Here is a 21,824-nt window from a genome sequence, read left to right as displayed (position 1 = left end):
CGCCGCGAGGGCGCATATCCTGTGGGATTAGTCGCCGAGCGTCGCCACCATGACTGCTTTGATGGTGTGCATCCGGTTTTCCGCTTCATCGAAGACTATCGAGCCTGCGGACTCGAACACCTCTTCCGTGACCTCCAGTCCTTTCAGGCCGTAAGCCATTTCGATTTCGCGTCCCACTTTGGTGTGCTCGTTATGGAAGGCGGGCAGGCAGTGCATAAACTTCACATCAGGATTACCGGTAGCGTTTACCACCTGCTGGTTGACCTGATATGGCGTCATCAGACTGACGCGCTCCGCCCAGGCTTCTTTGGGTTCTCCCATCGAGACCCAGACGTCGGTATAGAGGAAATCCACACCGTGAACGCCGTCTTCAACGCTCTCCGTTAAGGTGATACGAGCGCCAGTAACGCTGGCGATTTCCCGGCACTGCGCGACCAGCGCGGCATCAGGCCAGAAGGACTTTGGCGCTATCAGGCGGATATCCATGCCCATCTTCGCCGCGCCCACCATCAGCGAGTTGCCCATGTTGTTGCGCGCGTCGCCCAGGTAGGCGAAGCTCAGTTCCGGCAGCGTTTTACCCGGCGCGTGTTCCAGCATGGTCATCAGATCGGCCAGGATCTGTGTGGGGTGAAATTCATCGGTCAGGCCGTTCCAGACGGGAACGCCCGCGTATTCCCCCAGCTCTTCCACAATGTGTTGACCAAAACCGCGATATTCGATGCCGTCATACATCCGCCCCAGGACGCGAGCAGTATCTTTCATGGACTCTTTATGGCCGATCTGCGAGCCGCTTGGGCCGAGATAAGTCACCTGCGCGCCCTGGTCGAACGCGGCGACTTCAAACGCGCATCGGGTGCGGGTAGAGGTTTTTTCAAAAATCAGCGCGATGTTTTTGCCGATCAGTGTTTGCTTTTCGCATCCGGCTTTTTTTGCGGCTTTCAGCTCAATAGCCAGATCGATGAGGTGTTGGATTTCCGCCGGGGTGTAGTCAAGCAGCTTCAAAAAGTTACGATTTTTCAGTGAAATAACCATTACAATATCCTTGTTAAAATGAATTGCCTGATGGCGCTGCGCTTATCCGGCCCACGGTTATGCGCGCTCTGTAGGCCGAATAAGGCGGAAGCCGCCATCCGGTAAAAAGCCTTATGCGTCAACGTCGGCGGTTTCACACCGAATCAAAGTACCTTTCTCGCCCGCGAGAATGGCTTGCCCATCCGCCAGCGAGCCGATTCCGGCAATGCCGCGGCAATGGCTGACAAACTCAGCGCAGGCGGTCACTTTCGGGCCCATCGAACCGGCGTCGAACTGCATTTCACGAAGCAGCTCCGGCGTAACCTGCGCCAACGGGCGTTGGGTGGGCTTGCCCCAGTCGAGATACACCGCGTCGGCATCGGTCAGAATGAGCAGCGCGTCGGCGTGAATTTGGCTGGCAAGCAGGGCGGCGGACAGATCTTTGTCGATCACCGCCTCGATACCGTGGTAGCCATCGGCTTTTTCCACGACCGGCACGCCGCCGCCGCCGTTACAGATAACCAGGTGATCGCGGCTAATCAGCGCGCGGATGGCATCGTTTTCCACAATGCGTTTCGGCTGCGGGGAGGGCACAACGCGGCGGAAGGCGTTACCGTCGGCTTTGAATACCCAGCCCTTTTCTGCCTGTAACGCACGGGCCTGCGCTTCGTCGTAAATCGGTCCGATATATTTGGTTGGATTGAGGAATGCCGGGTCGTTGGCATCGACTTCGACCTGGGTGAGCAGGACGCTGATTTCACGCTCCGGCAGATGATTCTTCAGCGCCTGTTGCAGCATGTAGCCAATCATGCCCTGGCTTTCCGCACCGAGAATATCGAGCGGATAGGGCGTAACGTTAGCGTAGGCGCTATTTTGTAGCGCCAGCAGTCCTACCTGTGGGCCGTTGCCGTGCACTAACACCACGCGCCATTGCCGGGTAAGCTGGGCGATGGTTCTGGCCGCCAGTTCGATATTTTTACGCTGAATATCAGCCTCCAGCGGTTCGCCGCGTTTGAGCAGCGCATTGCCGCCCAGCGCGACGACCAGTGTGCGTTTGTTTTCCATAACGTCTCCTTTAAATACCATCGCGTTCCAGTGGACAGCTCATGCAGCGTGCGCCCCCGCGCCCGCGACCCAGTTCATCGCCGGGAATGGGAAGGACGGTAATGCCAGCTTTGTCGTATTTTTCGTTGGTCCAGATGTTGCGCTCATAGCCCACCACCACGCCGGGACGCAGGGTGAGCACGTTATTGGCGTCATTCCACTGTTCGCGCTCAGCTTCAAATGCGTCGCCGCCAGTGGTGATTAAGCGCACCTGATCGATGCCAAGCGCTGTTTCAAGAGCATGAACCAGCGTGCTCTCCTGGGTTCGTTTCAGACCGCCGCGTCCGTCTGGCGTCAGCGTCCAGCACTGAACGTCCGGGCGAACGACTTCCGGATAGACGGAGAAGGTGTCGATATCAATGTGGGTCATGACGGTATCAAGGTGCATACAGGAGCGATGTTTTGGCAGTTCAACGGCAATGACGCGTTCCGCCTGACGATGTTTAAACAATGCCTGCGCCAGGAACTCAACGCCCTGCGGCGTAGTACGTTCAGACATACCGATCAACACCGCGCCGCGGCCAATCACCAGCACATCGCCGCCCTCTAAAGTGGCGTGGTCGTAATTAATGTCCTCGTCGCCGAAATATTTAATGAAATCACCGCCTGCGAATTGAGGATGCCAGCGATAAATAGCACGTAAATTATTCGTTTCACGTTGGCGTGCAGGTTTCGCCATGGGGTTAATTGAGACGCCGTTATATATCCAGCAGGACGTGTCACGGGTAAATAGGTGATTCGGTAATGGCTTCATAATAAAGTCATTAATATCGTGAGTATCGACCACCATATTTTTTATGGAGGCGGGGATTTCGCCGTAAGTTAAACCGCCGCTTAAATGGCGAGCCAGTTCACGGTGCGGCATATCCGCCAGCCAGGCGCGAATATCTGCAGCAAAGGTGGGCCCAAGGCGATAATCGGAAATTTGCGTGTCCAGTAGCCAGGCTTTAGCGTCAGCCACATCCAGCGTTTGGGTGAGCAGGTCGGTTAACAGCAACACTTCTATCCCTTGCTGGCGCAGCGTGTTGGCAAAAATGTCATGCTCTTCGCCAGCGCGCTCTACGGATAATACATCGTCAAAAAGTAATTCCTGACAATTTGAAGGGGTAAGTCTTTTTAGGCTGAGATTGGGCCGATGCAACATTACGCTGCGTAATTGACCGATTTCAGAACCGACAAAATGCTTTTCCATCATTATACCTTTTACATAATTTCAAGAATAAAGAAGGAGTGGCTGCAAATATTTAGCGTGCTTGCAGTCGCGGCGTTTCAGTTAAATTCGGGAGCAATGATTGAATTTTATTTGGGTTGTTAATGTGATGAGATTCACATCAATCAAGGAGTGCTATTTTTCTTACTTAATATATGAGCCGGGTCAGATAAATTCAAAAAACAATAAGGCATTAAATGAATTACTACGCAGCTATATGGTTTGTTATTTTTTTATTGTTAATTATTTGTTTGCTGTATTGAATGATATTTAAATCTTAACTCATTGAAAATAAAGTGATTATTTTTAATGGTTGCATAACTATGCGTGAGGGGGATTTTATTATCGGGGATATTTAAATAATTTAAAAATAACTATGGATAGAGAAGTCATTTATGCAGGGAGAGCGAATTGTGATCGCTAAAACGTTTTTATGTTAACGCCTTTAATATCAAAGCGTTGTTAGTGATGGCAATTTGGCGCCGCTGGGGTTTATGCATAGGTACTGCATAAAGTTGGGCGAACTATTAACAATATATAAACACCGCTGGCGATAAACATGCGCTGGCGCAAAATCGATGAGAGTAAGGGTAGTATGGCAGCCATTTTTCTCGTATAAAGAGAAATATAAAACGCTGTTTTAACTAAGGGGATGCGATGATTATTGGCAATATTGAACATCTGGAGGCCTGGCTGCCGACGGCGTTACGGCAGGCGATTGAGCACGTCAATGCGCATGTCACGGCAACGACCGCGCCAGGTAAGTATGACATTGACGGCGACAGGCTGTTTTATATGATTTCTGAAAATATGACGGAGCCGGGCGAATCGCGCAGCGCAGAGTATCACGCCCGTTATCTTGATATTCAGATTGTGCTACAAGGTCAGGAAGGGATGGCATTCAGTACCCGGCCTGCGGGAACGCCGCACACGGACTGGCTGGCGGATAAAGACATTGCATTTTTACCGACGAGCGTCGACGAGAAAACCGTCGTCCTGAACGAAGGTGACTTTGTGGTGTTTTATCCCGGCGAAGTGCATAAGCCCCTGTGCGCGGTGGGAGAACCGGCGCGGGTACGTAAAGCGGTTGTGAAGATGCTGATGGCGTAATGTTTTTGTGCCGGATGGCGGCGCCTGCACGTTGCGATCTTGTAGGCCAACCGCCATCCGGCATCATAACGACATTATTTAGACAGCGTCGCTACCATTACTGCTTTGATGGTATGCATTCGGTTTTCCGCTTCATCAAAGACAATGCAGGCCGCAGACTCAAAAACCTCGTCGGTCACTTCCATCCCGCCATGTAAACCGTACTCTTCGGCCATTTTTTTGCCGAGCGTGGTTTCATCATCATGGAACGCAGGCAGACAATGCAGGAACTTAACCTGCGGATTGCCGGTTAACGCCATCATCTGGCTGTTGACCTGATAATCACGCAGCAGGGCAATACGCTCCGCCCATTTCTCTTTGGGTTCGCCCATAGAAACCCAAACATCGGTATAGATAAAATCCGCGCCTTTTACGCCTGAGGCGATATCTTCGGTCAGGGTGATGGCGCCGCCGTTCTTTTTCGCCATGGCGCTGCACTCCGCCACTAACGCGGCTTGCGGCCAGCAGGCTTTTGGCGCGACCAGACGGAGATCCAATCCTGTTAACGCGGCGGCTTCCAGCATGGAGTTACCCATGTTATTACGCGCGTCTCCGGCATAGACCAACGTCATCTCGTTAAAGGCTTTACCCGGCAGATGTTCCTGCATGGTGAGCAGATCCGCCAGTAATTGCGTTGGGTGATACTCATCGGTTAAACCGTTCCATACCGGCACACCGGAATATTCAGCCAGCGTTTCGACGATCTCCTGGCCATATCCTCGATACTGAATACCGTCAAACATTCGGCCCAGGACGCGGGCAGTATCTTTGATGGACTCTTTATGGCCGATCTGGCTCCCGCTGGAACCCAGGTACGTCACGCGCGCCCCCTGATCGTATGCGGCAACTTCGAAAGAGCATCGTGTCCGGGTCGAGTCTTTTTCGAAGATGAGCGCAATATTCTTACCCACCAGCTTTTGTTCTTCTTTACCGTTTTTCTTATCGGCTTTCAGTTTGGCGGCAAGCTGCAACAGAGCAGTGAGCTCGCTGGCGGTGAAATCAAGTAACTTTAAAAAAGGTTTTTGGTAAAACGTAGACATACTTCCCTCACATGGCTTAGGCCTCTCATTGAATTAAAATTCACTTTATATGGATGATTATTCATTTGCAACCCTGTTTGATAAAACTTTTCTCGATAAGGTGGAGGCAACGTCGGCGGTATGTGACAATAAGAGTATCGGCAGGACATCTATGAGGAACGAGCTATGGCAAACCCGGAATTACTGGAAGAGCAGCGTGAAGAAACGCGGTTAATTATTGAAGAGTTACTTGAGGATGGCAGCGATCCGGATGCGCTGTACACTATCGAGCATCACCTTTCCGCTGACGATTTCGAAACGTTGGAAAAAGCCGCGGTAGAAGCCTTTAAACTCGGCTATGAAGTGACGGAGCCGGAAGAGCTGGAAGTGGAAGAGGGCGATACGGTTATTTGTTGCGACATCCTCAGCGAGTGCGCGTTGAACGCCGAACTCATCGACGCTCAGGTTGAGCAACTGATGAACCTGGCGGAAAAATATGATGTCGAATACGACGGCTGGGGAACCTATTTCGAAGACCCTAATGGCGAAGAGGGTGACGACGACGATTATGTCGATGAAGATGACGACGGCGTGCGTCACTAAAGCTGCATAGTATGACGGTACGGCAGCGTCTGCTGTCGTATTTTTTTACAGGTTACGTATGAATTACCCGCAAATACTCTCTCCGGTGCTTAATTTCCTGCATTGCCCGACGCCGCAGGCGTGGATTGTCCAGGCCCGCGATCCGCAAAATCTTCCTCTTCTGCTTACCGATCACTTGATCTGCGAACTGAAGGCTGCGCAAACCGCGTTGCTGTTGGTGCGTAAATATGTCGCCGATAAATCTGGCGCCGACGCGCTGCTCGCCTGGCTGCAACCTTACGAGGCGTTCGCGTTTCGTCAGGGGCCGGAGCCGGATTTTGTTGCCCTGCATAGACAGATTAGCAAAAGCGCCATGCCGCAAACTGATGACCCCTGGGGTCGTCAGCTTATCGACCGTATGGTGTTATTGATTAAAGAGGAGTTGCACCATTTTTGGCAGGTACGCGAGGTCATGCAGGCCAGAAACATTCCTTATGTGAAAATCACCGCCAGCCGCTACGCGAAAGGAATGTTGAAAGCGGTACGCACGCACGAACCGCTCACCTTAATTGATAAGCTGATTTGCGGGGCGTATATCGAAGCCCGCTCCTGCGAACGTTTTGCCGCTCTGGCGCCCTGGCTGGATGAGGATTTACAGACGTTTTATCTCTCGCTTCTGCGCTCCGAAGCGCGGCATTATCAGGATTACCTGGCGCTGGCGCAGCAGATTTCCGCCGAGGACATTTCTGCGCGCGTGCGCTATTTTGGCGAGGTGGAAGCTGACCTTATCTTGTCGCCAGACCGCGAGTTTCGTTTTCATAGCGGCGTGCCAGCCGCCGGATAAAGGGTAAAATTAAAGATTAGCGTTTTTATCTTTTACGCTGTCGCCACCTGCGTGGTCATCCGCCCGACATCAAACTGCTGGCGAGCAGAAAAAGTCATTTTCATGATATTCTGTCCTGAGTAAAGCCTGCCCTGCGGCAGGCAAAAAGAACTCACTCAGTGTTATATTCCCGAAAGGTGACCTTGAACAATGCCATTTTTGCATCATCACTACGGGTTCTTGTGTTGAAATACTTACTGTTTCACGCCTTTTGACGCTTCAGAGCAGGTCTTGCCAACAAAGGTTTGTTTAATTTTGTTGATGGAGGTTGTTTTATTACCTCCTGCATCGACATCCGATTTCATGGTCATCGCAAATTCTGTATCGCTTATTTTCGTCGTTTCTACAATAGAGTGCGATTTGACATCAGGATTATTACAGACAGTCTCATTGATCAGTTTGGTATCCGTACTTTCTACAAATGTTGTCGTGCAACCGCCTGCACTGGTAGAAAAACCCTTCACCATTTTTTTAGAATCTTCAGACATTTTAGGGGTATAACACATAAGCGTCGCTATGCCCGAATTTTTTTCATCCATTAATACTTCTTTTGTATCTGGATTGATGGTGCGCATTTCTATATTTTCCATTTTCCATTCGCCGGGCTGTATATCTAATGCATATACATTAGAGATACTAATAAACATAGCGGGGAAAACAATTGCTGATAATAGGCGTTTCATTTATAACTTCCTTGAATAATAAGTGATTCCCGGATAACAGGATGTTTCCGGGATTACTTATATCAGCAAAAATAATACCTGGCGAGGATAAATAAACGCCTGGTTTTCAGAGATCCTTTAACATCCTCACTTCGCAATCGACATGTCCGGTGCAGCCGAGCGGTTCGCTAATATGTTCAAATCCTAAACGTTCGTATAGCGCAATCGCCTCGCGTAAAAAAGCCGTTGTTTCCAGATAGCAGCGTTTAAAACCCTGTTCACGGGCATGATCCAGAGCCATCAGCGCCAGCTTTTTCGCCAGCCCCTGACCACGAATCACCGGTAAAAAATACATTTTTTGCAGTTCACAAATGTCTGGTTCGCTACAGGATAACGGCGCCACGCCGCCGCCGCCCACCACACAACCGTTTTGCTCTACCACCCAGTAGGCCGCGCCCGGTTGGCTATAAACCTGATACAGTTCATCCAGATTGGGGTCGGCAACGGTATAACCTTTATCGGCGGTAAGTCCGTATTCCGCTGAAACCTGACGGATGACACGGGCAATAGCGGCATTGTCGGCGGTAGTGATTCGGCGCACCGTGAGCGTTGGCGAGGCGACATTATTCATAATATGGCTCAATTTTTAAAATTTATTTATAGATTACTTTAATACCACCGTCTTGAGTTACGCGCAAGGAGATCCTGAATCAGACAAAATAAAAGGCGGAAAAATTAAACAAAAATAGTATCGTAGTCAAATCAGTAACAATTTACTGGTTTTTATTATTAATTCTAATAGATTGTAATTCAGGGATATGATTCATGAATAACGTTATCAGTAGTAAAGATAACCATAATCACACGTTGGTGTTTACAGGCAAGGGCGGAAAGTATTTTGTTATTTGCCTTGTGAATTTCTTGTTGACGTGTATCACGTTGGGAATCTATGCGCCGTGGGCGATGGTGAAATGTCGACGTTATATTTATACTAATATGACGCTAAACAATCAGCCTTTTGCTTACAAAGCCACGGGCGGCGCATTATTTATTAGTGTGTTGTTAGTTTTTATTATTTATATTGTTAGCCTCTCTCTTATTGAACACGGTCATCCCGGTCTCGGTTTTACGCTATTCGGCTTATTAATTGCGATTATTCCTTTTATGGCGGTGAAAGGATTACAGTATCAGGCGATGATGACTTCACTGAATGGCGTACATTTTGGATTCCAGTGTTCCATGCGGCGCGCCTGGTGGTACATGTTCGCTCTTCCGGTACTCCTGATGGTGGCGCTTTATATTGTTCTTTATATTATCTCACTGGTAACCATCGCCGTCGGCGGTTTAGTGTTCAATATCGTTTTTCTCGGTTTGCTGGCTATTATTGGGATAGGGGTCATTAACGGTATTACCTACAGTAAATGGATGACCTTGTTTGGCAATGGCGCAAACTTTGGCATTCATCGTTTCTCGATTCAGGTTAATGTTAAAACGTGCATCAGAGGGTGCGTGTTGGCAATGTTGACCCTTTTTCCTTTTGCTGTCGTGATTGGTTATCTAATCGCGCCGGTGTTCACCGACATGATTCTTTTGAGTATGATGGGGAATGCGCAGGCAGGAGGGGCGCTTATTCTGCAATATTATGGCCAGATAATGGCATGTTATTTCCTCTATTTTCTCGCGATTATTGTGGTAACCAGTTACTTATATGTGGCGTTACGCAACCTGTTTTTAAACAATTTGTCACTGGCGAACGATTCGATTCGTTTTCATTCCTCTGTCACTGCACACGGTATGCTGTGTCGGTTACTGGTGGTGTTTGTGATTTCCGGCGTGACCTTAGGGCTGGCTTATCCGTGGTTGAAAATTTGGCTGGTGAGCTGGCTGGCGCAGAATACACAGGTCCAGGGCGATCTGGATTCGCTTGAGTTAACCAATGATGAGAAGCCGCTGGAAAACAGCCCGCTAATGTGGATTTCTCGTGGCATCATGCCTTACTTCCCGTTTATCTGATGTAAAAAGGCCGACGTTTTCGTCGGCCCATAATTCATGTTGTCGGATGGCGGCGTGAATGCCTTATCCGGCCTACCGATCGCGCCATGTCAATAAGCGAACGTGTAGGCCTGGTAAGCGAAGCGCCATCAGGCTTTCAGATTACAGCGCGCTAATAACCGCCTGCTGCTCAATCAGCTTCGCTTTGGCTTCTGCGTAACCGTCCAGCTTCTCACGCTCTTTGGCAATCACCGCTTCCGGCGCACGGGCGACGAAACCTTCGTTGGACAGTTTGCCTTCGATACGGGCAATCTCGCCTTCGATTTTCGCCACTTCTTTCGCCAGACGCGCCAGCTCATCGTCTTTGTTGATGAGGCCTGCCATCGGGATCAGCAGTTCAGCGCCGTCGATGATTTTGGTCACGGAAACCGGACCTTTGTCATCGGCTGGCAGCACGGTGATGCTTTCCAGACGCGCCAGGGTTTGCAGGAAGCTACGGTTGTCGTTCACGCGACGCATCGCGTCAGCGCTGCAACCACGCAGCAGCAGTTCCAGCGGTTTGCCCGGGGCGATGTTCATTTCCGCACGAATGTTACGTACCGCAACGATCGCCTGCTTCAGCCACTCGGTATCGGCCAACGCGGCTTCATCCACCTGTGCGGCGTTATATTCCGGGAACGGCTGCAGCATGATGGTGTCGGCGGTAATACCGCAAATGACCTTCACGCGCTGCCAGATGGTTTCGGTGATGAACGGGATGATCGGGTGCGCCAGGCGCAGCAGACCTTCCAGTACGGTGACCAGCGTATGGCGGGTGCCGCGCAGTTCGGCTTCGCTGCCACCGCTCATTACCGGCTTGGTCAGCTCCAGATACCAGTCGCAGAACTGGTTCCAGGTGAATTCATACAGAATGCCCGCGGCGATGTCGAAGCGGAAGCTGTCCAGCGCGTCGCGGTAGGCTTTAACGGTCTGGTTGAATTCCGCCAGGATCCAGCGGTCCGCCAGCGACAGAGTCATTTCGCCGCCGTTGAAGCCGCAATCCTGCTCTTCGGTGTTCATCAGCACAAAGCGGCTGGCGTTCCACAGCTTGTTACAGAAGTTACGGTAACCTTCCAGACGCTTCATATCCCAGTTGATGTCGCGGCCGGTCGAGGCCAGCGCCGCCAGGGTAAAGCGCAGGGCGTCGGTGCCGTGCGGCTCGATGCCATTCGGGAACTGCTTCTCGGTACGCTTGCGAATTTTCTCCGCCATCTGCGGCTGCATCATATTGCCGGTGCGTTTTTCCAGCAGTTCCGGCAGGGAGATGCCGTCCACCATATCCAGCGGGTCGATAACGTTACCCTTGGATTTGGACATCTTCTGGCCTTCGTCGTCGCGAATCAGACCGGTCATATAGACGGTATGGAACGGCACCTGCGGCTTGCCGTTTTCATCTTTGATGAAGTGCATGGTCATCATGATCATGCGGGCAATCCAGAAGAAGATGATATCGAAGCCGGACACCATCACGCTGGTGGGGTGGAACTGACGCAGCGCGTCGGTGTTTTCCGGCCAGCCCAGCGTAGAGAAGGTCCACAGCGCGGAGGAGAACCAGGTATCGAGAACGTCTTCGTCCTGACGAAGCGCAACGTCGGCACCGAGGTTATTTTCCTGACGCACTTCGTCTTCGGTGCGGCCAACGTAGACGTTGCCCGCTTCGTCGTACCATGCCGGGATACGGTGACCCCACCACAGCTGACGAGAGATACACCAGTCCTGGATATCACGCATCCAGGAGAAGTACATGTTTTCGTACTGCTTCGGCACGAACTGAATGTCGCCGTTTTCAACCGCTTCCACCGCCGGTTTCGCCAGCACGTCTGCACGGACGTACCACTGGTCGGTTAGCATCGGTTCGATAACCACGCCGCCACGGTCGCCGTAAGGAACGGTCAGATCGTGCGGTTTAATTTCTTCCAACAGGCCCAGCGCGTCAACGGCAGCAACGACTGCTTTACGGGCAGCAAAGCGTTCCAGCTTTTGGAACTCAGCCGGAATCTCGCTGGAATAAACGTCAGACTCTTCACCTTTGGTATCGAACACTTCCGCGCTTTCGCGAATGTCGCCGTCAAAGGTCAGGATGTTGATCATCGGCAGGGCGTGACGTTTCCCGACTTCATAGTCGTTAAAGTCGTGCGCCGGGGTGATCTTCACGCAGCCGGTGCCTTTTTCCATATCGGCATGTTCGTCGCCCACAATCGGAATGCGGCGGTTAACCAGCGGCAGAATAACGAATTTACCGATCAGATCTTTATAACGCGGATCTTCCGGGTTCACGGCCACGCCGGTGTCGCCCAGTACGGTTTCCGGACGGGTGGTGGCGACGACCAGGTAATCTTTACCGTCTGCGGTTTTCGCGCCGTCGGCAAGCGGATAGCGGATGTGCCACATGGAGCCTTTGGACTCACGGTTTTCCACTTCCAGGTCAGAGATGGCGGTGCGCAGCTTCGGGTCCCAGTTCACCAGGCGTTTGCCACGGTAAATCAGGTCTTCTTTGTACAGGCGAACAAAGACTTCTTTCACGGCATTGGAAAGACCTTCGTCCATGGTGAAGCGCTCGCGCTCCCAGTCAACGGAGTTGCCGAGACGGCGCATCTGACGGGTAATGGTGCCGCCGGATTCCGCTTTCCACTGCCAGATTTTGTCGATAAACGCATCGCGGCCGTAGTCGTGACGGGTTTTACCTTCTTCAGCGGCAATCTTGCGCTCAACCACCATCTGGGTTGCGATCCCGGCGTGGTCGGTGCCGACCTGCCACAGGGTGTTTTTACCCTGCATACGCTGGTAACGGATCATGGTATCCATGATGGTTTGCTGGAAAGCATGTCCCATATGCAAACTGCCGGTGACGTTCGGCGGCGGGATCATGATGCAGAAGGACTCTTTGCTTTCGTCGCCGTTAGGCTTGAAATAGCCCTGCTTTTCCCAGTGCTCGTAAAGCGGCTGTTCGATATCTTGGGGGTTATATGTCTTTTCCATTATTTCCAGGTTGCCGTATTCAGGTTAAAACCAGCCACGCGGTAGGCTTTGTAGCGTTCGCGCGCCAGTTGTTTCAAAGTTTCTTCGTAAGGGACGAAGTCTACCACTTCTGTGAAAGCGGTGGCAAAATCTGCAAAGCTTGTACGCAGGCTGATTAAAATATCGCGCGGGCTGCTGTTGCGTTTTTGCGGCCAGGCGATTTCAACCGGCGCGCCGCCGCGTGGGCCTTCGCCTGCCAGATTGTGCGGGACAAAACTTTCCGCCGGTCTCGCCCACAGCGCTTCATCCAGCCGAATGGCCTGCTTCTCATCTTCGCAGGCGATCAGCACGCGCTTGCCGGCGCGCCAACGTTCTGCGGCAATTTCACACACCAGTTGTTCAACGGCGCTTAAACCGTTGACGGTAGTGTCATTATCCAGAAGATAGAACGTCGCATTCTTCATATATGGGGCTTCTTGTGGTGGATTTAAATGCGTTGCCATGATGCCTCCCGTAGGCCGGATAAGCGCAGCGCCATCCGGCAAAACGCCTGATGGCGGCGCTAATGCGCCTTATCAGGCCTACGGGGTAATCTCAAACTTACTCTTCGCCGTTAAAGCCCGCACGATTGAGCAGGAACTGCGACAGCAGCGCTACCGGACGACCCGTCGCGCCTTTCGCTTTGCCGGATCGCCAGGCGGTGCCGGCGATATCCAGGTGCGCCCAGTTATACTTACGGGTAAAGCGCGACAGGAAGCAGCCCGCGGTGATAGCGCCGCCAGGACGACCACCAATATTCGCCATATCCGCAAAGTTGGACTCCAGTTGTTCCTGGAACTCATCGCCCAGCGGCAGACGCCACGCGCGGTCGCCCGCCTGCTCGGACGCGCCGATCAGTTCATGCGCCAGCGGGTTATGGTTCGACATCAGACCGGTGATGTGATGACCCAGCGCAATCACGCAGGCCCCGGTTAGCGTCGCCACGTCAATGACGGCTTCCGGCTCGAAGCGTTCAACGTAGGTCAGCACGTCGCACAAAACCAGACGGCCTTCGGCGTCGGTGTTCAGGACTTCAACGGTTTGACCAGACATGGTGGTCAGCACGTCGCCCGGACGATACGCGCGTCCGCCCGGCATGTTTTCACAGCCCGCCAGTACGCCGATAACGTTAATCGGTAGCTGAAGCTCGGCGACCATACGCATCACGCCGTAAACCGCCGCCGCGCCACACATGTCGTACTTCATCTCGTCCATGCCTTCGGACGGCTTGATGGAGATGCCGCCGGAGTCGAAGGTCAGGCCTTTACCCACCAGCACGATCGGGCGCGCGTCTTCGGATGGATTGCCCTTGTACTCAATCACCGACATCAGCGATTCATTCTGCGAACCGTGGCCGACCGCCAGATAAGCGTTCATACCCAGTTCGCGCATTTGCTGTTCGCCGATGACGCGGGTGATGACATTTTTGCTGTAGCTGTCAGCCAACTGGCGCGCCTGTGACGCCAGGTAGGCGGCGTTACAGATATTGGGCGGCATGTTGCCGAGATCTTTCGCGGCCTTAATCCCGGCGGCGATGGCCAGACCGTGCTGAATGGCGCGTTCGCCGCTGGTGAGCTCACGGCGGGTCGGCACATTAAAGACCATCTTACGTAGCGGGCGGCGCGGCTCGCTCTTGTTGGTCTTGAGTTGATCAAAGCTATAAAGCGTCTCTTTGGCCGTTTCGACGGCCTGACGCACTTTCCAGTAGTTGTTGCGGCCTTTGACGTGCAGTTCGGTCAGGAAACAGACGGCTTCCATCGAACCGGTATCATTCAGAGTATTTATCGTTTTCTGAATAACCTGCTTATACTGACGTTCATCAAGCTCGCGCTCTTTGCCGCAACCAATGAGGAGGATTCGCTCGGAAAGAACGTTAGGAACATGGTGCAGCAACAGAGTCTGCCCCGGTTTTCCTTCCAGTTCGCCGCGACGCAGCAATGCGCTGATGTATCCGTCGCTAATTTTGTCGAGCTGTTCTGCAATCGGAGAAAGGCGACGCGGTTCAAAGACGCCCACGACAATGCAGGCACTCCGCTGTTTCTCCGGGCTACCGCTTTTTACACTGAACTCCATGCACTATGCTCCTGAATCTTAAAGACAACAGTGGTGGCTACAGCTATACTCGTCGTCTTTCAAGTTGCAGATGCGTTGGCTGCGCCTGCTCATCCCTGTTACTTACCTGATGTAAGCTCCGGGGCTTCACAGTCTTGCCGCCTGCCTGCAACTCGAAATCCATTAGAGTATAGAAATTGAAAGCTTTCGTAACTCATATCCGCTGTTGCGGTGACTTCGTGTTAATCTTAACGTTATTACGGCATTGGCACGTCAGAACAAGTTCTGAGAGGTGAATCCGCTGAGTATAATGATCTTAGCGATGATTTCGACGACTCAAGAGAATAAATGACGTTTAAGCCATGAAACAAGCTAAATTCCAGCAAAAAAATGGGTTTTTACGGGCGTATTTAAAGTGATAATCATAAGATATCTGGTGCGGGAGACGCTCAAAAGCCAGCTGGCGATACTCTTCATCTTACTTTTGATCTTCTTTTGTCAAAAGTTAGTGAGGATTCTCGGCGCGGCGGTTGACGGCGATATTCCCGCAAATCTGGTGCTCTCGCTTCTGGGGCTGGGCGTACCGGAAATGGCGCAGCTCATCCTGCCTTTAAGCCTGTTCCTGGGGCTGCTGATGACGCTGGGCAAACTGTATACCGAAAGTGAAATTACGGTCATGCACGCCTGTGGGTTGAGCAAAGCCGTGCTGGTAAAGGCCGCCATGGTACTGGCGTTATTTACCGGTATCCTTGCGGCGGTTAACGTGATGTGGGCCGGCCCCTGGTCGTCAAAACACCAGGATGAAGTGCTGGCGGAGGCGAAAGCGAACCCCGGTATGGCGGCGTTGGCGCAGGGGCAATTCCAGCAGGCGACCAACGGCAGCTCGGTGCTGTTTATCGAAAGCGTTGACGGCAGCGACTTCCACGATGTTTTCCTGGCGCAAATTCGCCCTAAGGGCAATGCTCGTCCTTCTGTGGTCGTGGCCGATTCCGGACACCTTACTCAGTTGCGCGATGGTTCTCAGGTTGTCACCTTAAACAAAGGGACGCGTTTTGAAGGGACGGCGTTGCTACGCGATTTTCGCATCACCGACTTCCAGAACTATCAGGCGATTATTGGCCATCAGGCCGTGGCGCTGGACCCGAACGATACCGACCAGATGGACATGCGCACGCTGTGGAATACCGACAACGATCGCGCTCGCGCCGAGCTGCACTGGCGTATCACGTTAGTCTTTACCGTATTTATGATGGCGCTGATGGTCGTGCCGCTCAGCGTGGTGAATCCACGTCAGGGGCGTGTCTTGTCTATGTTGCCCGCCATGCTGCTTTATCTGCTGTTCTTCCTGATCCAGACCTCCATTAAATCGAATGGCGGTAAAGGCAAACTGGACCCGGTTATCTGGATGTGGGCGGTCAACCTGATCTATCTGGCGTTGGCGATTGGTTTAAACCTGTGGGATACGGTGCCGGTCCGCCGCCTGCGTGCCCGTTTTCTGCGTAAAGGAGCGGTATAATGCAGCCATTTGGTGTACTTGACCGCTATATCGGTAAAACCATTTTTACCACCATCATGATGACGTTGTTCATGCTGGTGTCGCTCTCCGGGATCATCAAGTTTGTCGATCAGCTGAAAAAAGCGGGGCAGGGTAACTACGACGCGCTGGGCGCGGGTATGTACACCCTGCTCAGCGTACCTAAGGATATCCAGATCTTCTTTCCTATGGCGGCGCTGCTTGGCGCGCTGCTGGGACTGGGGATGCTGGCGCAGCGTAGCGAACTGGTGGTGATGCAGGCATCGGGTTTCACCCGTATGCAGGTGGCGCTGTCGGTGATGAAAACGGCTATCCCTCTAGTGCTGTTAACCATGGCGATCGGCGAATGGGTCGCCCCGCAGGGCGAGCAGATGGCGCGTAACTATCGTGCGCAGGCGATGTATGGCGGTTCGCTGCTTTCCACCCAGCAAGGTCTGTGGGCGAAAGACGGGAATAACTTTGTCTATATTGAACGGGTGAAGGGCGACGAGGAGCTGGCCGGCATTAGTATTTACGCTTTCAACGATCAGCGTCGTTTGCAGTCAGTGCGTTACGCCGCTTCGGCAAAATTCGACCCGGAGCATAAGGTCTGGCGTTTGTCGCAGGTGGATGAGTCCGATCTGCAAAACCCGAAACAGATCACTGGTTCGCAGACGGTGAGCGGCACCTGGAAAACGAATCTGACGCCGGATAAGTTAGGCGTGGTGGCGCTGGACCCGGACGCGCTTTCCATCAGCGGTCTGCATAACTACGTTAAATATCTGAAGTCGAGCGGACAGGACGCCGGACGTTATCAGCTCAATATGTGGAGTAAAATCTTCCAGCCGCTCTCCGTGGCGGTGATGATGCTGATGGCGCTGTCGTTTATCTTTGGACCGCTGCGTAGTGTGCCGATGGGCGTGCGCGTGGTGACGGGGATTAGCTTCGGCTTCGTCTTTTACGTTCTCGACCAGATTTTTGGCCCGCTGACGCTGGTATACGGCATTCCGCCGATTGTCGGCGCGCTGCTGCCGAGCGCGTCTTTCTTCCTGATTAGCCTGTGGCTAATGCTGCGTAAGTCGTAATCACAGTAATCGTAGGCCTGATGGCGCTGTGCTTTTCAGGCCTACTCCGGACCCGTAGGCCTGATAAGTCCTTTCCGCCGCCATCCGGCAGACCGCCTGGTATTCCTCGAATGATGTAGCGCGTAACCTGACGCGTGGCGCTTTTGGCTACGCGTTAAGCTCAGGCAAGCTGCGGGAAAAAGTAGATCAAAAAATTTATAACGTGCTGCCGTGATAAATCTGATAACCCAAATCAATCGTATTATGGTTGAGATCGTTATTTTTAATTTTGTTGAGCAACATCTGCGCGGCTCTGCGCCCGATCTCAAAACGAGGGGTAATTACGCTGGCGAGGCTCGGTATCATTTGCCTGCCCATCTCCAGACCGTGGAAGCCGGCGATGGAGATCTGCTCCGGTACGGCCAGTTGACGCTCGCGGCACCACAGTAGAGCGCCCATTGCGATATCGTCGTTAGTACAAAAGACGCCATCCACGTCCGGGTGCGCAGTAAGCGCATCACGCATTAGCTGTATCCCCAGATGGATAGAGGAGATAGCGCGGGGATTGATACGCAACGGCGCTAGCCCCCGGCGCGTCATCGCATCGCAGTAGCCGTGATAACGCTGCTCATCACGGATATCGTCTTTTGAACCCAGATAGAGAATTTTCCGCCGCTGGCGTTTATCCAGCATGGTGCTGACCATATCAAAGGCGGCCTGACGGTTATCAAACCCCACCTCCATATCTAAGCGATCGCCCTGGATATCCATGAGTTCTACAATCGGAAGGGTAGCTGAGCGCAGGAATTTGACGGTTCTGAGGGTATGATATTTTTCTGAAAGAATAATGCCGTCGATATTGTAAGACAGTAAATTGATAACGGACTCTTCTTCCGAATCGCGATTGTAATTGTAATTCGCAATGAGAGTTTGGTAGTTATGACCCGACGTTACGGATTCAATCCCGGCAAGAATGTCGGCAAACAACTGGTTCTGAAAAGAGGGGATTAGCACGCCCAGAGTGTAACTTTGCGCGTTTAACAGCATAGCTGGCGCGCGATTTGGTATGTAGTTAATTTCCTCCATGATCTGCGCAATACGCTCGCCGGTTTCCCTGGCGACTTTTTTCGGCGAGCGGATGTAACGGCTCACCGTCATTTTTGTCACGCCAGCAAGCGTAGCGATATCCTGCAAAGAAATTCTGTGATTCCTCATGTTTTCTCCAGTACCGGGGGCGGGAACGTCGCCCCCATGGTTAATTGGGCTGCGGATGATGAATTAATGCAGAACCGCATTCAGCGCCAGTACGCCCAGCAACCCCATGACAGAAATCAATGTTTCCATAACGGTCCAGGTGCGTAGGGTTTCCCCGACGCTAAGATTAAAATACCCTTTAAACAGCCAAAAACCGGGATCGTTAACATGTGATGCAATAACGCTTCCCGCGCCTGTCGCCAGTACCATTAACGCCGGATCGGCGTGGGTTACGTTAATAATCGGCAATACGACGCCCGCTGTGGTTATCGCGGCCACGGTCGCGGAACCTAACGCAATACGCAGCACGGCGGCTACCGTCCAGCACATTAATAACGGAGATAGCGAGGTGCCGGTCATTAATTGCGAGATATATTGGCCCACGCCGCTATCCACCAGCACTTGCTTAAACGCGCCGCCGCCCGCGATGATAAAAACAATCATCGCAATAGCGCCAATGGACTCGCCGACGATATCCATCACCTGCTCAACCGTACGTCCATTGCGTCGGCCCAGCGTAAAAATGGCGATGATAATGGCAATAAACAACGCCACTGCTGGATTACCGATAAATTCGAAGAAAACCCGCACGGCATTCGTTTTTGGCAGCGTGATTTCACATACCGCTGCGATGGCCATCAGAATGACCGGGATCACGGCGGCAAAAATACTGTTCCAGAATGACGGCATCTCTTCTTCACTGAATAGATGAGGATTAAATAATCCTTCAGGCGGCGCTTTCTCAAAGCGCGCCAGCAATTTTGAAAACAGCGGGCCGGCAACAATCACGGTCGGTATGGTAATGATTAACCCATACAGCAGGGTCGTACCGAGATTTGCCTCAAAAATTGTCGCAATAGCGGTAGGGCCGGGATGCGGCGGCAGGAAGCAGTGCGTAACGGATAAGGCGGCGACCATTGGAACCCCGACATACAGCAAGGGCAGTCCCGATGAGGCCACAATCGTAAAAACGAGCGGCAACAGCAGTACGAATCCGACTTCAAAAAACATTGCCAGGCCGACGATAAGCCCGGTGATCACCAGCGCCCATTGCACGCGTTTTTTGCCGAACGTATTAATGAGCGTCGTCGCAATGCGCTGCGCGGCGCCGGTATCGGAAATTAATCTTCCCAGCATCGCGCCAAAACCGAGGATCATGGCGAGTCCGCCCAGAGTACCGCCAATTCCGTTTTGTATGGAGTGCAGGACGTCTTGCGCGCCCATCCCTTCGGCAAATCCCACCACGGCGGCAACCAGAACAAGGGCGATAAAGCCGTTAACTTTAAAGCCAATCATTAAAACCAACAGCAGCGCAACGCCTGCCGCAATAATTATTAATGGCATATTCGTCTCTCTTATTAGCGCCAAAATAGCAGCGCTTACGCGCTGCGTCGTATTTCCCTGGTCAGACGGCAACCAGCATACCGCCATCGACAAACAGCAGATGTCCGTTAACAAAGTCGGAGGCTTTTGACGAGAGAAACACCGCTGCGCCAATAAGCTCCTGGGGATCGCCCCAGCGTGCGGCAGGCGTACGTTTGCATAGCCAGGAGGTGAAGGCTTCATCTTCAACCAGCGCTTTGGTCATCTCCGTTTTGAAGTATCCCGGCGCAATACCGTTGACCTGGATATTATGACGCGCCAGCTCCACGCACATGCCGCGAGTCAGCATCTTCACGGCACCCTTCGACGCGGCGTATGGCGTAATCGTGTCGCGGCCCAGCTCGCTTTGCATCGAACAGATGTTGATCACTTTTCCTGCCTGCCGCGCCACCATACGGCGCGTAACGGCCTGAGAGACGAGAAAAACCGCGGTCTGATTTACGGCGATGACGTCATTCCACTCCTGTTCGGGAAACTCAGTAAACGGATGACGGCGCTGGATACCGGCGTTATTTATCAGGACGTCAATGACGCCGATATCTTTTTCGATATGTTCAACCGCAGCTTCAATATCCTGTTTATGGGTGACATTAAAGGGAGCGGCAATAGCCTTTATCCCTTCCTGCTGAAGTTTCGTCACGGCTGTTTCGGCGCGCTCCGGAGTAATATCGTTAACAATAATGCGCGCGCCATAGCGACCAAGGCCGGTCGCCAGCAAATAACCAATTCCCTGAGCGGCTCCGGTGATAAGGATATTTTTACCTGCCAGTGAAAAAAGATCGTTCATGATAGTGTCCCTTATTTTACTTTCTCAGAAAACGAGCTGAACTTTTGCCGCCTGTGTTTTGTCTCCGGCAAAGATCAGCGCCGTTTCCAGGTCGGTAAATGGATATTCCGCGCTCAGTAACGGCAGCGGATTGATAACGCGGTTGGCAAGCCAGGAAACCGCAGTATTAAATTCGGTAGTAAAGCGGAAAGAGCCTTTCAGGGAGATTTCTTTGCTTATTACCATCATCATCGGGAAGTTGGGAACTGCGCCGCCCATGCCAACCTGCACCATCACGCCTTTGGCCCGTGTGACTTCCAGACACGTTGAGATTGAGGAAGGATGCCCAGAGACTTCAAAACTGATATCGAAATACCCTTTTTCTGCTTTCCAGCCATCAAGAGAATCATGCTGTGGGTTCACCAGCGTATCCGCGCCCATCTGCCGGGCCAGCGAGAGAGAACGGGTACTGATATCGGCACATACCACTTCCGCCGCGCCCAGCGTTTTTACCGCGCTAACAATCAGGCAGCCGATAGGACCAACGCCGGAGATAAAGACGCGTTTGCCCTGCAGATCGCCTGCCTCATGAGCCGCATGAATGGCAACCGCCAGCGGCTCGGCAAAGGCCATGGCTTTTTCGTCCGCCTGTTCCGGCCAGGGAATGCACTGAACGGTATCGACAGCTTTAAATCGGGTAAAACCGCCATCGACATGCGGAAAATACATGGCGCTGCCAAAGAAACGCATTTCAGTACAGTGGTTTTCTTCATGCTGCAGACAGTATTTGCAATGACCGCAAGGCTTCGATGGATTAATCGCTACCGGTTGTCCTTCACGTAATAAATCTGAGTCGCTATGAACGATTTTGCCAATCACTTCATGACCTAAAATCATTGGCGCTTTTACTGTAAAATTGCCGACTTTGCCTTCCTGATAATAATGTAAGTCAGACCCACAAATGCCGCCTCGGGTAATTTGTACGAGTGTTCCTTTATTATTCCATTCAATATTTTGTTCCGTAACGGCAACAGCACGCTTACCCGCAACAACGCAGGATTGAGTTTTTACTTCCATAAATTCCTCACTGGTCAGGTAGTTACCCTGAACGCATTTAAGCGGTTTTATTTGTCACTATTTGTGA

The 21,824-nt window shown here is 52.3% G+C and carries 20 protein-coding genes and 1 pseudogene; 7 read left to right on the top strand and 14 right to left on the bottom strand.

The annotated features are described in order from the left end of the window. Positions 1-27 precede the first annotated feature (27 nt). From argF (ACLJQD_RS04185) to arcA, 3 genes are all read right to left on the bottom strand, one after another. Entirely contained in the window at positions 28-1,032 is a 1,005-nt protein-coding gene (argF, locus tag ACLJQD_RS04185; RefSeq protein ID WP_000237031.1) for an ornithine carbamoyltransferase, read from the bottom strand. Between the two features lie 111 nt (positions 1,033-1,143). Further along, positions 1,144-2,076, bottom strand: a complete 933-nt coding sequence (arcC, locus tag ACLJQD_RS04180) for a carbamate kinase (protein ID WP_000428751.1) — start codon at positions 2,074-2,076, stop codon at positions 1,144-1,146. 10 nt (positions 2,077-2,086) lie between these two features. Further along, entirely contained in the window at positions 2,087-3,307 is a 1,221-nt protein-coding gene (gene arcA, locus ACLJQD_RS04175; RefSeq protein ID WP_000410846.1) for an arginine deiminase, read from the bottom strand. Positions 3,308-3,982: 675 nt separating this feature from the next. Here arcA and ACLJQD_RS04170 point away from each other — a divergent pair. Then, on the top strand, positions 3,983-4,435 hold the full coding sequence (locus tag ACLJQD_RS04170; protein ID WP_000583455.1) for a YhcH/YjgK/YiaL family protein: 453 nt from the start codon (positions 3,983-3,985) through the stop codon (positions 4,433-4,435). A gap of 74 nt (positions 4,436-4,509) precedes the next feature. Here ACLJQD_RS04170 and argF (ACLJQD_RS04165) read toward each other — a convergent pair whose 3' ends face one another. Together argF (ACLJQD_RS04165) and argL are read right to left on the bottom strand one after the other, a co-directional pair. Beyond that, positions 4,510-5,514: an ornithine carbamoyltransferase gene (gene argF / locus ACLJQD_RS04165; protein WP_017441185.1), complete on the bottom strand. Its 1,005-nt coding sequence runs from the start codon at positions 5,512-5,514 to the stop codon at positions 4,510-4,512. After that, on the bottom strand, positions 5,484-5,579 hold the full coding sequence (gene argL / locus ACLJQD_RS04160; protein WP_223148976.1) for a putative translational regulatory protein ArgL: 96 nt from the start codon (positions 5,577-5,579) through the stop codon (positions 5,484-5,486). Before argL ends, argF (ACLJQD_RS04165) begins: the two co-directional genes overlap by 31 nt. Positions 5,580-5,679: 100 nt before the next feature. Here argL and rraB point away from each other — a divergent pair, with 100 nt between their 5' ends. Then, positions 5,680-6,096 (top strand): ribonuclease E inhibitor RraB, encoded by a 417-nt coding sequence (gene rraB, locus ACLJQD_RS04155; RefSeq protein ID WP_000002940.1) that lies wholly within the window; start codon positions 5,680-5,682, stop codon positions 6,094-6,096. An 11-nt stretch (positions 6,097-6,107) separates the two neighbouring features. After that, positions 6,108-6,919, top strand: a pseudogene (miaE, locus tag ACLJQD_RS04150) (tRNA isopentenyl-2-thiomethyl-A-37 hydroxylase MiaE). Between the two features lie 233 nt (positions 6,920-7,152). Here miaE and ACLJQD_RS04145 read toward each other — a convergent pair. After that, positions 7,153-7,641, bottom strand: a complete 489-nt coding sequence (locus tag ACLJQD_RS04145; protein WP_000826193.1) for a DUF3617 domain-containing protein — start codon at positions 7,639-7,641, stop codon at positions 7,153-7,155. Positions 7,642-7,747: 106 nt separating this feature from the next. Next, entirely contained in the window at positions 7,748-8,251 is a 504-nt protein-coding gene (locus ACLJQD_RS04140) for a GNAT family N-acetyltransferase (protein WP_001519079.1), read from the bottom strand. 194 nt (positions 8,252-8,445) lie between these two features. On the opposite strand from ACLJQD_RS04140, the gene ACLJQD_RS04135 reads away from it, so the two are divergent. Beyond that, the gene (locus ACLJQD_RS04135; protein ID WP_017441184.1) at positions 8,446-9,633 is read left to right on the top strand and encodes a YjgN family protein; all 1,188 of its coding nucleotides are present in this window, start codon (positions 8,446-8,448) and stop codon (positions 9,631-9,633) included. Between the two features lie 141 nt (positions 9,634-9,774). Here the strand turns inward: ACLJQD_RS04135 and valS are convergent, their stop codons facing one another. From valS to pepA, 3 genes are all read right to left on the bottom strand, one after another. Further along, complete coding sequence (valS, locus tag ACLJQD_RS04130; RefSeq protein WP_017441183.1) at positions 9,775-12,630, bottom strand: valine--tRNA ligase; 2,856 nt, start codon at positions 12,628-12,630, stop codon at positions 9,775-9,777. After that, positions 12,630-13,073 carry a DNA polymerase III subunit chi gene (gene holC, locus ACLJQD_RS04125; protein ID WP_001523689.1) on the bottom strand — a complete coding sequence of 148 codons (444 nt, stop codon included), beginning with the start codon at positions 13,071-13,073 and terminating at the stop codon, positions 12,630-12,632. Before holC ends, valS begins: the two co-directional genes overlap by 1 nt. Before the next feature lie 136 nt (positions 13,074-13,209). After that, positions 13,210-14,721 (bottom strand): leucyl aminopeptidase, encoded by a 1,512-nt coding sequence (gene pepA / locus ACLJQD_RS04120; RefSeq protein WP_000397158.1) that lies wholly within the window; start codon positions 14,719-14,721, stop codon positions 13,210-13,212. A 280-nt stretch (positions 14,722-15,001) separates the two neighbouring features. Between pepA and ACLJQD_RS04115 the strand changes: the two genes are divergently transcribed. The 3 genes from ACLJQD_RS04115 (at position 15,002) to lptG (ending at position 17,298) form a co-directional block, all read left to right on the top strand. Further along, positions 15,002-15,052, top strand: coding sequence for a hypothetical protein (locus ACLJQD_RS04115; RefSeq protein ID WP_212724070.1), 51 nt, complete (start codon positions 15,002-15,004; stop codon positions 15,050-15,052). A gap of 63 nt (positions 15,053-15,115) precedes the next feature. Then, positions 15,116-16,216 (top strand): LPS export ABC transporter permease LptF, encoded by a 1,101-nt coding sequence (gene lptF, locus ACLJQD_RS04110; RefSeq protein ID WP_000584132.1) that lies wholly within the window; start codon positions 15,116-15,118, stop codon positions 16,214-16,216. Next, positions 16,216-17,298 (top strand): LPS export ABC transporter permease LptG, encoded by a 1,083-nt coding sequence (gene lptG / locus ACLJQD_RS04105; RefSeq protein ID WP_001182242.1) that lies wholly within the window; start codon positions 16,216-16,218, stop codon positions 17,296-17,298. Before lptF ends, lptG begins: the two co-directional genes overlap by 1 nt. A 195-nt stretch (positions 17,299-17,493) precedes the next feature. Here the strand turns inward: lptG and ACLJQD_RS04100 are convergent, their stop codons facing one another. The 4 genes from ACLJQD_RS04100 to idnD all read right to left on the bottom strand — a co-directional run bounded on the left by ACLJQD_RS04100 (position 17,494) and on the right by idnD (position 21,757). Continuing rightward, positions 17,494-18,492 carry a LacI family DNA-binding transcriptional regulator gene (locus tag ACLJQD_RS04100; RefSeq protein WP_001244065.1) on the bottom strand — a complete coding sequence of 333 codons (999 nt, stop codon included), beginning with the start codon at positions 18,490-18,492 and terminating at the stop codon, positions 17,494-17,496. Between the two features lie 63 nt (positions 18,493-18,555). After that, positions 18,556-19,875 carry a gnt-II system L-idonate transporter gene (idnT, locus tag ACLJQD_RS04095; protein ID WP_001128356.1) on the bottom strand — a complete coding sequence of 440 codons (1,320 nt, stop codon included), beginning with the start codon at positions 19,873-19,875 and terminating at the stop codon, positions 18,556-18,558. Between the two features lie 61 nt (positions 19,876-19,936). Further along, the gene (gene idnO / locus ACLJQD_RS04090; RefSeq protein WP_000998688.1) at positions 19,937-20,701 is read right to left on the bottom strand and encodes a gluconate 5-dehydrogenase; all 765 of its coding nucleotides are present in this window, start codon (positions 20,699-20,701) and stop codon (positions 19,937-19,939) included. A 24-nt stretch (positions 20,702-20,725) separates the two neighbouring features. After that, positions 20,726-21,757 carry an L-idonate 5-dehydrogenase gene (idnD, locus tag ACLJQD_RS04085; RefSeq protein WP_017441182.1) on the bottom strand — a complete coding sequence of 344 codons (1,032 nt, stop codon included), beginning with the start codon at positions 21,755-21,757 and terminating at the stop codon, positions 20,726-20,728. Between the last annotated feature and the right edge of the window lie 67 nt (positions 21,758-21,824).

The sequence above is a fragment of the Salmonella sp. SAL04214 genome, assembly GCF_046550615.1.
Classification (GTDB): domain Bacteria; phylum Pseudomonadota; class Gammaproteobacteria; order Enterobacterales; family Enterobacteriaceae; genus Salmonella; species Salmonella enterica.
The sequence above is the reverse complement of the archived record's forward strand: the minus strand, read 5'-3'. Positions and strand labels throughout refer to the sequence as shown.

Bases quoted from the DNA above. Each gene is read 5' to 3' on its own strand.
- argL (WP_223148976.1), bottom strand. From the start codon at position 5,579: ATGAATAATCATCCATATAAAGTGAATTTTAATTCAATGAGAGGCCTA.
- idnO (WP_000998688.1), bottom strand. From the start codon at position 20,701: ATGAACGATCTTTTTTCACTGGCAGGTAAAAATATCCTTATCACCGGA.
- ACLJQD_RS04145 (WP_000826193.1), bottom strand. From the start codon at position 7,641: ATGAAACGCCTATTATCAGCAATTGTTTTCCCCGCTATGTTTATTAGT.
- ACLJQD_RS04140 (WP_001519079.1), bottom strand. From the start codon at position 8,251: ATGAATAATGTCGCCTCGCCAACGCTCACGGTGCGCCGAATCACTACC.
- argF (WP_000237031.1), bottom strand. From the start codon at position 1,032: ATGGTTATTTCACTGAAAAATCGTAACTTTTTGAAGCTGCTTGACTAC.
- idnD (WP_017441182.1), bottom strand. From the start codon at position 21,757: ATGGAAGTAAAAACTCAATCCTGCGTTGTTGCGGGTAAGCGTGCTGTT.
- holC (WP_001523689.1), bottom strand. From the start codon at position 13,073: ATGAAGAATGCGACGTTCTATCTTCTGGATAATGACACTACCGTCAAC.
- lptG (WP_001182242.1), top strand. From the start codon at position 16,216: ATGCAGCCATTTGGTGTACTTGACCGCTATATCGGTAAAACCATTTTT.
- ACLJQD_RS04100 (WP_001244065.1), bottom strand. From the start codon at position 18,492: ATGAGGAATCACAGAATTTCTTTGCAGGATATCGCTACGCTTGCTGGC.
- arcA (WP_000410846.1), bottom strand. From the start codon at position 3,307: ATGGAAAAGCATTTTGTCGGTTCTGAAATCGGTCAATTACGCAGCGTA.
- pepA (WP_000397158.1), bottom strand. From the start codon at position 14,721: ATGGAGTTCAGTGTAAAAAGCGGTAGCCCGGAGAAACAGCGGAGTGCC.
- ACLJQD_RS04135 (WP_017441184.1), top strand. From the start codon at position 8,446: ATGAATAACGTTATCAGTAGTAAAGATAACCATAATCACACGTTGGTG.
- rraB (WP_000002940.1), top strand. From the start codon at position 5,680: ATGGCAAACCCGGAATTACTGGAAGAGCAGCGTGAAGAAACGCGGTTA.
- idnT (WP_001128356.1), bottom strand. From the start codon at position 19,875: ATGCCATTAATAATTATTGCGGCAGGCGTTGCGCTGCTGTTGGTTTTA.
- valS (WP_017441183.1), bottom strand. From the start codon at position 12,630: ATGGAAAAGACATATAACCCCCAAGATATCGAACAGCCGCTTTACGAG.
- arcC (WP_000428751.1), bottom strand. From the start codon at position 2,076: ATGGAAAACAAACGCACACTGGTCGTCGCGCTGGGCGGCAATGCGCTG.
- ACLJQD_RS04170 (WP_000583455.1), top strand. From the start codon at position 3,983: ATGATTATTGGCAATATTGAACATCTGGAGGCCTGGCTGCCGACGGCG.
- argF (WP_017441185.1), bottom strand. From the start codon at position 5,514: ATGTCTACGTTTTACCAAAAACCTTTTTTAAAGTTACTTGATTTCACC.